The 11837-nt window shown below is 30.2% G+C and carries 12 protein-coding genes; 2 read left to right on the forward strand and 10 right to left on the reverse strand.

The genetic code is table 11. The features are described 5' to 3' along the window. Positions 1-184 precede the first annotated feature (184 nt). Together KPL50_RS08475 and KPL50_RS08480 are read right to left on the reverse strand one after the other, a co-directional pair. A complete protein-coding gene (locus tag KPL50_RS08475) occupies positions 185-1672 on the reverse strand; it encodes a cell wall metabolism sensor histidine kinase WalK (protein WP_216298031.1) in 1488 nt (495 codons plus the stop codon). Continuing rightward, a complete protein-coding gene (locus KPL50_RS08480; RefSeq protein ID WP_216298032.1) occupies positions 1662-2348 on the reverse strand; it encodes a response regulator transcription factor in 687 nt (228 codons plus the stop codon). Before KPL50_RS08480 ends, KPL50_RS08475 begins: the two co-directional genes overlap by 11 nt. Before the next feature lie 424 nt (positions 2349-2772). Between KPL50_RS08480 and KPL50_RS08485 the strand changes: the two genes are divergently transcribed. Continuing rightward, entirely contained in the window at positions 2773-2985 is a 213-nt protein-coding gene (locus KPL50_RS08485; protein WP_164955485.1) for a helix-turn-helix domain-containing protein, read from the forward strand. Between the two features lie 308 nt (positions 2986-3293). Here KPL50_RS08485 and KPL50_RS08490 read toward each other — a convergent pair whose 3' ends face one another. The 7 genes from KPL50_RS08490 to KPL50_RS08520 all read right to left on the reverse strand — a co-directional run bounded on the left by KPL50_RS08490 (position 3294) and on the right by KPL50_RS08520 (position 10581). Then, complete coding sequence (locus KPL50_RS08490) at positions 3294-4292, reverse strand: LacI family DNA-binding transcriptional regulator (protein ID WP_216298033.1); 999 nt, start codon at positions 4290-4292, stop codon at positions 3294-3296. Between the two features lie 256 nt (positions 4293-4548). Further along, entirely contained in the window at positions 4549-5457 is a 909-nt protein-coding gene (gene rbsB / locus KPL50_RS08495; RefSeq protein WP_216298034.1) for a ribose ABC transporter substrate-binding protein RbsB, read from the reverse strand. A 19-nt stretch (positions 5458-5476) separates the two neighbouring features. Beyond that, positions 5477-6406, reverse strand: coding sequence for a ribose ABC transporter permease (locus tag KPL50_RS08500; RefSeq protein WP_216298035.1), 930 nt, complete (start codon positions 6404-6406; stop codon positions 5477-5479). A gap of 40 nt (positions 6407-6446) precedes the next feature. Next, positions 6447-7952, reverse strand: coding sequence for a sugar ABC transporter ATP-binding protein (locus tag KPL50_RS08505; RefSeq protein ID WP_216298036.1), 1506 nt, complete (start codon positions 7950-7952; stop codon positions 6447-6449). A gap of 39 nt (positions 7953-7991) precedes the next feature. Beyond that, positions 7992-8387, reverse strand: coding sequence for a D-ribose pyranase (gene rbsD / locus KPL50_RS08510; protein WP_216298037.1), 396 nt, complete (start codon positions 8385-8387; stop codon positions 7992-7994). Positions 8388-8437: 50 nt separating this feature from the next. Beyond that, a complete protein-coding gene (rbsK, locus tag KPL50_RS08515) occupies positions 8438-9373 on the reverse strand; it encodes a ribokinase (protein ID WP_216298038.1) in 936 nt (311 codons plus the stop codon). A gap of 269 nt (positions 9374-9642) precedes the next feature. Further along, on the reverse strand, positions 9643-10581 hold the full coding sequence (locus KPL50_RS08520; RefSeq protein WP_216298039.1) for a 1,4-dihydroxy-2-naphthoate polyprenyltransferase: 939 nt from the start codon (positions 10579-10581) through the stop codon (positions 9643-9645). Positions 10582-10839: 258 nt separating this feature from the next. On the opposite strand from KPL50_RS08520, the gene KPL50_RS08525 reads away from it, so the two are divergent. Beyond that, complete coding sequence (locus tag KPL50_RS08525; protein WP_216298040.1) at positions 10840-11394, forward strand: biotin transporter BioY; 555 nt, start codon at positions 10840-10842, stop codon at positions 11392-11394. 21 nt (positions 11395-11415) lie between these two features. On the opposite strand, the gene KPL50_RS08530 is transcribed toward KPL50_RS08525, so the two are convergent. Continuing rightward, positions 11416-11754, reverse strand: a complete 339-nt coding sequence (locus KPL50_RS08530; protein WP_216298041.1) for an arsenate reductase family protein — start codon at positions 11752-11754, stop codon at positions 11416-11418. Positions 11755-11837 lie beyond the last annotated feature (83 nt).

Consider the following 11837-nt stretch of genomic DNA (forward strand, 5'->3'; position numbering starts at 1 on the left):
ATTAGTATTACCATAAAAATAAAAAATTAGTACAGGAGTGAATTCCCATACTAATTTCAGTTGAAATATACTTGTCTAAAATTATTTACACAAATCTATAAACATTCTCTACCGTTTTTATAATACTATTATATTGCCAAAAGGTTATATATTGAATAGCATTGGAGCTATAATTACAGGATCATTATTGTTTTATTAATCCGAAATAGAATTTAACACCCATTTCTGTATTTTCCACTCCACAACTACCACCATGAAGTAAGATTATATTTTTAACTATGGAAAGACCTAGACCGGTGCCTCCAAGTTTTCTAGTCCTTGATTTATCAATTTTATAGAAGTTATCCCATATCTTATTTGTTTCTAAAAGATCAATTTTATTTCCGCTATTTTCCACCTCAACACAAACGGTATCTTCTCTATCTATCATTGCTACCGTTATGAGCCCACCCTCCTGAGTATGTCTTATTGCATTACTCATATAATTTGTTATTACCTGTTCTATTCTGTTCCAATCTGCATTCACTTTTATATTTTCAATAAGATTTAATTCTAGTTTAATTTCTTTTTCATTAAGTAGGGCGGAAAATTTCTTAGTAATTGATTTTACAAGTTCATAAAGAGTGAATTCTTCTTTAGTCAATTTGAAATTTCCTGATTCTAGCTGAGATAAATCTAACATATCTGATACTAAATTGTTCATCTTTCTAGATTCATCCATAATTACATCGATGAAATATTGTTTTTCTTCGCCTTCTAGAACATCATCATTTAAAGCTAGGGTATACCCTTCTATAAGGGTAATAGGTGTTTTAAGCTCATGAGAAACCGCCGCTACAAAGTCTTTTCTCATCTCTGTTAATTTTTTTTCTTTTTCAATATCCTTTTCTAATTGTGTATTAGCATCTGTAAGTGAGGTTAATGCTTCATTTAAATTCTCTGATAGAAGATTAAGTGAAGTAGCTAGAGCGCCTATTTCATCTTCACTTTTGACCTCACATTTTTCTGTAAAATCAAGCTTTGCCATTTTTGACGCCGTTTTTGTTATTTTTATAAGTGGCTTTGCAATCATGTTCGAATAAAAGAAGGAAAGAATCAGAATTGTAATTAGGGCACCTATATAAAAATACAAATAAAATTCCTTTATAACTTGGACTGCCTCATTTACTGGCTGTAGTGAAGAAAAAGCACACACAGTTTCATCTTTCTTTTCATCATATAATATACCTGCTACACTTGCAGGCATATCTGGGTTTTGCTGCGTAAGAAAAATAAATGGTTTTTTATTGCCTCTAAATTTAGTAATACCACCCCGATTTTCAATTTCAGATGACATTATTTGGTTCATGATTCTAACTTTTATGGAGTCTTTTCTTACATCAGCTGTTTTTGCAAGATATTTTAAATTTCCTAATCTATCTCGTATAATTATTTTATAGCCATTCTCTTCTTCAAAAGAACTAATTAAGCTAATCTCATCTTCACTTTTTTGAAGAAGACTATATTGACTTTTGAATTTAACAAGATTAGTTTGAAGATTGTTTGTTTTCCATTTTATATAAAACTGCTCAAAAAACTGTGACTGAACTATCAAATTAGTAGTTATGAAAATGACAAAAACTATAGAGGTTATAGCGAAAAGCTTTCTGGTAATACTCTTTTTACTTTTCATTTTTCACCTCAAATTTATATCCAGCCCCTCTTATAGTTGCTATAAGGTAAGATCTTTCACCTAATTTTTCTCTTAATCTTTTTATAACAGTATCCACTGTTCGTAAATCTCCAAAATAGTCAATACCCCACAGTGCATCTAATATTTTTTCTCTACTTAATACAATTCTTTTATTAATGATAAAATAATTTAGTAGTTCAAATTCCTTTGGGGATAAGTTAATTTCAATATTGTCTATAGTAACCTCGTGGCTTAAATTATCAACTATAAGGCCATCAAAGCTATTTCCTTCATCCAGAATAACCTCAGTGCTATGAGCTCTCCGTATAATGGCTTTTACTTTTGCAACTAATAGCTTTGGAACGAAAGGCTTAGTGATATAATGATCTGTACCTAATTCAAACCCTAATAATTCATCATCTTCTTCAGATTTGGCTGTGAGCATTATAACAGGAATATTGGAGGTTTTCCTTATTTCCTTGCATACGTCCCAGCCATCCATAATAGGCATCATTACATCTAAAATAATCAAATCTACTTTATTTTTATTGAATATATTTACAGCTTCACTACCATTTTCAGCTTGTAAAATAGTATATTTCTCTTTTCTTAAATAAATTGACACAAGATTTCTAATTCTTTCTTCATCATCTACTATTAAAATGGTTTCATTCATATAATTTTTCTCCTTTATTAAAAACTTGTGACAAATTAATTCTATTTCTAGGTTAAATAATAATTTCTAGTTCTACTTTACATTATATAATAATACTATCAATAATCATAATTTATTATATTTTAACTAATATGAAAACTTCCTCTGCAAAAAAGTGGTCACAGAGGAAGTACAGATTCTTATATTCAATTTATTTCGATTACAATGCATATGTTCTATACCTATATAATAAAATTATACCATGGCACCAACGTGGCAGATATGTTAACATTTCATGAATGGTGATTGTAAAATTAAGATATTGCTTAATTACGTCTATTCTTAACAAATAATACAGAAAATTAACATAGCTTTTACTTATATTCGTAGTATAATTAACTTGTACAATTTAATTTGATATAGATAATTATAAGGAGGTTTTTATATGCTTAATGGCGCTAGGATTAGAGAATTAAGACTTAATAAATCTTTAACGAGCAGAGATATATCAACTTTATCCAAAAATTTAAATGTACATGTATCTCAGACTTATTTAGAAGAACTGGAACGCGGAAGTAAAAAAAATCCATCATTTAATATAATTGAAACAATTGCAACTATTTTATGTGTTAATATAGACGAACTTAGAATAAATTAAAAAATCAAAATGCCAATTAACTGTATCTAGTTAATTGGTATTTTAAATTATTTAATTTATTGAAAAGAATTAGACTATTGTTTCTTTTCTTGTTCCATTTTTAATTACACTCCTCTCTTATATTGATTTATTTAAAATGAATTATCTAAGTCATCAATCATTTTAATGTATTAACTAACTGTTGTTTTTTCTAAAAAAAGTTTATAAAAAACAGTAAAACCAGAAAAAAATTGTATTATATTTCCAAGGAAATATATACAACAAACATTTCCAGAATTGCTAGTATTACCTTTAATAAAAATAGAAATTTATGCAGTTCCTCTAATAATAAGCTCTGTTTCAAAGTAAATTTGTTTTTTTGGAGGAAGCTCTCCATTTATTACATCTATTAAAATGCTACAAGCTTTTTTACCCATAATATATATAGGCTGTGCTATTGTTGTAAGTTCTGGTTCAATAATTTGTGATATATGAATATTATCAAAGCCAATAATTGATATATCCCTTGGAATCTTATATCCATTTCGAAGTAGAATCTTCATTCCTCCAAGAGCCATCATATCATTACTATAAAAAATTGCATCCAAATTATTAAAACGGTTTATAATTTTTTCAGTGGCCTTTATACCACCTTCCACATTAAAGTCCCCATCGAATATATACTTTTCATCATATATTCCATAATTCTTCATTGCATCAATGTACCCTTCTAATCTTTGCTTTGATACTTCTAAATGTTCTCTTCCTTTTACAAAAACTATTTTACGTTTTCCCTTTTCATATAAGTATTTAATACCATCTGTTACACCCTGATTATTTAAGCAAAACACCCCATAGTGATTTTTATATCCTTCAGTATATCTATCAACCAATACAAAAGGAACGTTGTTGTTTTTGAGTAAGGTTATGCTCTCATTACTTTTACCGCCAGACATAAAAATAACACCATCTATAAGTTTACTTATAAGAAGTTCAATATATTTTTCTTCTTTATCTTTATCATTATCCGTGTTACATATTATTAGATTATATTCTAATCTCTCTGCCTCATCCTCTATAGCTCTTGCCATTTCTGAGAAAAAGGGATTTGTTATATCTGGAAGTATAATTCCTATGGTACCAGATTTTTTTGTGCTAAGGCTTCTAGCTATGGAATTTGGAATATAACTCATTTCCTTAGCAATTTTTAATATTTTATTTCTAGTTGCGTCACTTATGCTAGCATCTTTTTTATTCATAACCATTGAAACTGTGGCCTTTGAAACCCCAGCCATCTCTGCTATATCCTTCATTGTAACATTGTTCATAATTATCCTCCGATTTAACGTAAATACTCACCATTGATAAACAAGGTAGTATTTAATGTTAGCATTCAATGCTAAATCTATTTAAAAACTGTAATTTTCAACTTCAATTTTTAACTTTTAATTAAAAAACATAATTATATAAAATTATACCAAATTATACTTTGTATTGAAACACTTTATAAAATTATAACCCAGAAGATAATCCCCTGGGTTATAATTTTTATATTCTATTATTGGGGGAATAATATTTTTATTACTATTTTTTTATAAGTTGAAGTTCTACAGGAACCTCTTTTTCTACTGTTTCACCTTTAGCTACCTTAATAGCATTTTCTATTGCAACTGATCCCATTAAATCAGGTTTTTGTGCTATGGTAGCTGCTAGATCTCCACTTGCAACGGCTGCTTTTGCTTCATCATTACCGTCAAAGCCTACAATAATTACATTTTTGTTTGCTGTTTTAATTGCCTTTATAGCTCCTAGTGCCATTTCGTCGTTATGTGCAAATATTCCATCGAACTTAGGTGTGGCTTGAATAATATTTTCAGTAACTGTTAATCCCTTTTGTCTATCGAAATCTGCTGCTTGACTAGCAACAACTTTAACACCGTCTTTTTTATCTACTATATTGTGAAAGCCTTTACCTCTATCTCTTGTAGCTGAAGCTCCTGGAATTCCTTGTAATTCTACTAGGTTTCCTTTTCCTTTTAATTTTTCAAGTATAAACTCTGCTGCCATTTCTCCACCTTTTATGTTATCGGATGCAACGTGGCATACAACTTCTCCACCATTTGCTTTTCTATCTACAGTTATAACCTTTATTTTGTTATCGTTTGCTACTGTTATTGAATTTACAACAGCATCGCTATCCGTTGGGTTGATTATTAGAGCTACAATTCCTTGTTGAATTAAATCTTCCACATTAGATCTTTCCTTTGCAGCATCGTTTTGTGAATCCAAAACCACAACCTCATATCCGAGTTCCTTAGCCTTCTTCTCCGCGCCTTCTTTCATTGATACAAAGAAGGGATTATTAAGAGTTGATATTACCATTCCAATTTTCTTTCCACCTTCAGCGCCCTTTTGTGACGTGCAGCCAGCCAAAGCTCCCATAATTAATACTGTTGATAATGCCATTGATAGTAATTTTGCTCTTTTTTTCATTTAAATCATCCTCCATTTTTTATTTATCATTCCGTTTAATCATTACGGCGAGTAGAATAACTAATCCCTTAACTATTGCTTGATAAAAAGGTGACACATTTACAAGATTCAATCCATTATTTAGCACACCTATTATTAGAGCACCTATTATTGTACCTACTACACTTCCTTCTCCTCCAGATAAAGAAGTACCACCTACTACTACAGCAGCAATAGCATCTAACTCAAAACCTACTCCAGCATTTGGTGAAGCTGATCCTATTCTACTTGTAACAATTATTCCACTTAAGGCTGCTGTTGCACCACAGATAACATAAACAAGTGTTTTAATTTTATCTGTATTAATGCCGGATAATCTTGCTGAATCTTCATTTCCGCCAAGTGCATAAAGATATCTACCATATCTAGTTTGACTCAAAACATAAAATGCTAAACCAAAGACTATAACCATAATTACAACTGGAATTGGTAGACCTAAAATCATTTTGTTACCTATGCCAGAAAAATTCTGTCCCAATCCTGAAATAGGAGTACCATTCGTATATACATAAGTTACACCTCTAAAAATTGTCATAGTAGCTAGTGTAACAATGAAAGCTTGTATTCTACCTTTTGAAATAAGAACTCCATTTATAAGACCTATTACACAGCCGATAGCTAAAGCTGCAATTATTGCTAAATATATATTGCCTGTAGATTTTATTATACTTGCTGCTACAGCAGCGCTGACTGCAAGTATTGATCCTACAGATAAATCAATGCCTCCCGTTAGGATTACAAAAGACATTCCTACAGCTATAACTGCATTTACTGAAACTTGAGTAAGTACATTTTTAATATTTCCTATACTTAAAAATCTGGGTGTAATAAATGATATAACTATACATAATATCAAAAGACCTATTAGTGATTTATACTTTAAAACTACACTTTTTAAATTAGTTTTCACAATAAAACTCCTTCCTGACTGAGGGTTCTCTTTTAGTATTTTAATTTTTTATACCTACTGCATATTTCATTATCGCTTCTTGTGAAGCTTCGTCCCGAGTAAGCTCACCAGATATTTTTCCTTCGTGCATGATTAAAATTCTATCGCATATTCCCAGTATTTCAGTCATATCAGAGGATATCATAATAATTGATTTACCTGTAGATTTTAATTCATTTAAAACATCATAGATTTCTTTCTTAGCCCCTACGTCTATTCCTCTAGTTGGCTCATCTATTATTAATACTTTAGGTGCAAGCATAAGCCATTTAGCTAAAATGACCTTTTGCTGATTTCCTCCACTTAAATTTTTAATTAACTGTTCTGAACTAGGAGTCTTTATAGAAAGCTTCTTTATATATTCTTGGACTTCCTTACTTTCTTCTACTTTATTTAAACGCTTAGCTCCATTCTCATATTTTTTAAGGTTAGCTAATGTCATATTGCTAGCTACTGACATACCTAGAATAAGCCCCTCCTGTTTCCTGTCTTCTGAAAGATAGCATATTCCTTTTTCAATAGAATCTTTTGGGGAACAAATATTAACTTCTTCACCATCAACAAATATTTTGCCTGATGATTTTTTATATTCTCCAAATATAGTTTTTGCCATTTCCGTCCGACCTGAACCCATGAGTCCTGAGACACCTAAGATTTCTCCACTCTTTGCTTCGAAGCTAATATCACAGACCTTTTTACCAAAGCTTAAGTTCTTGACTTTAAGAATAGTATGTCCTTTAGTTGACTCTCTATATGGAAACTGTTCCTCTAGTTTTCTACCAACCATCATTGATATTAAATCATCTTTAGTAATGTCGGTTGTTTTAACCTCTCCAATATATTTACCATCTCTTAAAACTGTTATCCTATCACAAATTTGAAATATTTCATCCATTCTATGAGAGATGTACACAATACCCATGTTGTCGCTTTTGAGCTTAGCAATTACTTTAAAAAGATTATCTGTTTCAACATCAGTTAATGCAGTTGTAGGTTCATCCATTATTATTATTTTTGAATTTTTAGAAAGTGCTTTTGCAATCTCTATTAGTTGTTTTTCACCTACATTCAAATCTTTGACTAAGGTATCTACGTCAATACTGAAACCAATATCTTTAAGTAAAGATTCTGATTTTTCTTTTAGTTCTTTTTTATTTATTCTTCTTGTTAATCCATTAAATCCTTCATTACCTAAGAATATATTTTCCCATATGCTTAAATTAGGAAGAAGACTTAGTTCTTGATGAATTATTGCAATTCCATGCTTTTCAGCATCTTTTATCCCTTTTATATCTACTTCAGAACCTTGGATATAAATGCTTCCTGTATCCTTATGATAGACTCCACTTAAAATTTTCATTAAAGTAGATTTTCCCGCTCCATTCTCTCCGAGTAAAGCCAAAACTTCTCCGCTATAAGCTTCTAATCTAACACCTTCAAGAGCTTTTACTCCTGGAAAGGATTTTGAAACATTTTTCATCTGGAGTAGAGGCATTATGTTAGCCATTGAATTTCCTCCTTAAACCTTACTTTTATTAACCGGTAGTTAAAATACAACTCCTGACTTTAGAATTACATTTGCATAGGGTGTTTGTTCTCCAGTTCTTACTACTGCTTTACATTGTTTTAACTGGGATTTCAATTCCTCATGAGTTATAAATGTGATTTTCACATCACCAACTGCTTTTTTTATTTCATTAAATAAATGGGGACTAACATCAAAGGTTTCCTTAGCCACTATTATTTCCTCTATTTGAAGTTCTGTTAATATAGATGTTAAAGTTTCAATAAAGCCTGGTATATTTTTAATTAAAGCAATATCTATTCTTTTAGTGCCATCTGGAATTGGTAGACCGCAGTCCCCTATAGCTAAAGTATCGGTGTGACCCATTTTAGATATTACTTCAGATATTTGTGAATTTAGTAATGTAGTTTTTCTCATGACTATTCCTCCTATTCCATCTTGTATACCTATAGAAAAAATCACAATTGTTAATTGTTTTCTTCCCCGTAAATGTCTATTACCTCTTTGTAGCTTGGTATCGAGGGTTGTGCTCCTGATCTTTGAACTACTATTGAAGAAACTTTATTACCAAAGGCTATAGCCTTTTTAAGATTTTCATAGTTCAATTCCTCAGACCCTAATTTATTTGCTACTGCTCCAATAAAACTATCCCCTGCAGCAGTTGTATCTATTGCATTAACTTTAATTGCTGGAATTAATTCTGCCTTTTCCTTAGTTATTAAGGCTGCTCCCTTTGAACCTAGAGTTATTATTACGTAATTCACTCCCATTTTTATGAACTTCGCAGCTGCTTTTTTAGCACTTTCTAAATCTTCAACTAAAACTCCGGTAAGCTCATAAGCTTCTGTTTCATTCGGAATTATTATGTCTGTACATTTTAATAGTTTTTCATCTATTTCTTTTGCTGGAGCTGGATTTAATATTGTTATAATTCCCTTAGATTTTGCATAAATGAAAGCCTCCATTGTCACTTCAAAAGGCGTTTCAAATTGTGCTACTATTACATCTGAATCCTTTATAATTGAATAGCATTGCTTTATCTCATTTAAATTAATACTCATATTAGCGCCAGCTACTACAACTATAGAATTATTACCTTCAGAGTTAACATTAATTATAGCTGTGCCCGTAGTTTCATTAATATCTTTAAATACATAATCTGTATTTATGCTATCACTTTCAAGGTTGCTAACCAAGAAATCACCATTGCTGTCATTGCCAACCTTACCTATCATATATACATCGCAGCCCATTCGCTTAGCAGCAACTGCTTGATTTGCTCCTTTGCCTCCAGGCATAGTTGTTAAACTTTTCGCAAAAATGGTTTCCCCAATTTTAGGCATGTTTTCTACTTTTAATACTATATCAAGATTTAAACTTCCTAGTATGCATATTTTATTCATATACTACATCACCTCATATTTACTTAACCGATTAACTGAACCGGTTAAGTTTATTGTATACGTTTAAATACCCTTTGTCAATAACCAATTTAAAGAATTTTTATTGAATTCATTTCATATTGTTTAAAATTAAAATAACCACCTTAAATAAGCTCATCCAACATGGATAGTGTTTATTTAAGGTGGTTACTTTATACCTAACTATTTAATTTTAATAAAGGCTGCGTCTATTTCCCTAAAATTTTGTCTAGCAATGCTTATACAAGTTCCTACCAATTAAATATAAGCGCTATTGATACTGATAGGATGTGAACCATATTAATTAACGCAAAATTTTTTACGGAATAAACAAAGGTCTCACTTTTAACAGGTCTTTTGTAGAATAATTTTATATTTCTATTTAATGGTATTATAGTTAAGATTACTAGTAAAGAAATAACTGGTGAAACTCTCAATATAACTAAAATAATAATGTCTAGGTATCCAATATAATATAGGCTTTTGAATAGTTTTAATGCGTTTTTTACGCCTAAATAGTGAGGCAATGTAAATCTATTATTTACTATATCCTCTTCAATATCACAAATGTTATTAGCAAGCATTATGTTTGCTATACCACCCATTGTAGGAATGGAAATTAAGAAGATATAAAATATTTCCACTAGGTTTATGTTGATGTTTAATATATTATTAGCATACATGAAAGAAACTATGTTTTTATCAAATATATGAATGTATAACGATAAAAAAAGAATTATAAAGCCCATGAATACTCCTGAAAATATTTCTCCCAAAGGGGTGCGTGAAATTGGAATAGGTCCATAGGTATACAATATTCCGGCTAAAAATGAAATAACTCCTATTAAAAGTACAATTACATTAGTATTAAAAGTTAATAAAATTCCAAAAGAAATAGCTATTAAAAGTAAGATGAAAATTATAGCCAAGGCCGTGGACTCACTGAAGCCATATCCATGAATTTCATTTTTATTTTCATGATGTTTCAAAGATTTCTTGTGATCAATATAATTATTAATTGCTGTTGTAGCCATATCGAATGCTAATAGAGATACACTCATAATAATAAAATTTTTAAAATTAAAGCTTTTATATCGGTATAGTGAATAGAGAGTTCCCAAAATAAACGGTATCATACTGGCCAATTTTGTTTTAATTTCAATGAATTGAAAGAACCTATTTAAAGACAATAATAAACCCTCCTATCGAATAATAAACTTCTGAAATAAGCCTTTATAATGCAAATTCCTTGGAAAGTTAATTATATCATTTTTTTAAAAGTACAATACATAGCGCTCGCTACAGTTTGTTTGACTTTGCGAATAATTCATGATATTATCATTGTAAACCTTATATGCTAATAAGGTTTACAATGCCTTGCATAACACATCTACCTACATAGATAATAATGTTAGGTTAATTTATAACTTTTTAGGGAGGAATTTATTTTGAAATTATCCGCGCGAGATTTAATAATTACTGCGTTATTTACATCACTAACAGCAGTGGGTGGCTTTATTTCTATACCACTAGGCCCCGTTCCAGTAACATTGCAAACTCTTTTTGTTGTTTTATCTGGCCTTATATTAGGTGCAAAGCTCGGTGCACTATCTCAAATTACATATGTTATTTTAGGCTTAATTGGAGTGCCTGTTTTTTCTGGTGGAACTGGCGGATTAACTTCTGTAGTAAGCCCTACCTTTGGATTTCTAATGGGTTTTATTGTTGCAGCTTATGTAATTGGAAAACTTACAGAAAAAAACAAGTCTCTTTCTAGAATAATATCTTCTGTTATTTTAGCAAGTTTTGTAATCTATATTATAGGTGTACCTTACTTTTATTTTATTTTTACAAACTATTTAGGAAAAAGCATAAATTTTTACACAGCTCTAAAATACGCTTGCATACCATTTATACCTGGCGATATTATAAAAGCAATTATAGCCATAATTTTAGCTAAGCAATTAATTCCTAGGTTACCAAAATATTTAAATTTAAAGTAGCATACTATTTAATATGTATTGCTATTCCCAGGTTGTCCATATCTCTGGTGCATAACCCACAGTGGCTTCCTTTCCATTACGTACTATAGGTGTCTTAAAAAGCTGTGGGTTTTTTAATAAAATCTCTTCTTTAGTCTCCTCTCCTCTAATTTGATCTAAATTTAATTTTTTATAATCCTTTGATTTTACGTTAATTAAATTGTTTAAACCTACGGATTTTTTTACGCTCTGTAGTTCACCCTTGCTTAATCCCTTAATATTTAAATCTATAAATTGATATTTTATAGTTCTTTCCTTAAAATATCGTTCTGTTTTTTGTGTATCAAAACACTTCTTGGTTCCAAAACATTGAATATTCATTTGTGGTAATCTCCTTAAAATGTATTAGTATATCTTTTATGTTACCATTAATTATATCATTGATTAACTATTAAGGCATCTGA

Origin of the sequence: Clostridium sp. CF012, assembly GCF_018861755.1 — a bacterium.
In the GTDB taxonomy this organism is placed as follows: Bacteria; Bacillota; Clostridia; order Clostridiales; family Clostridiaceae; genus Clostridium_AD.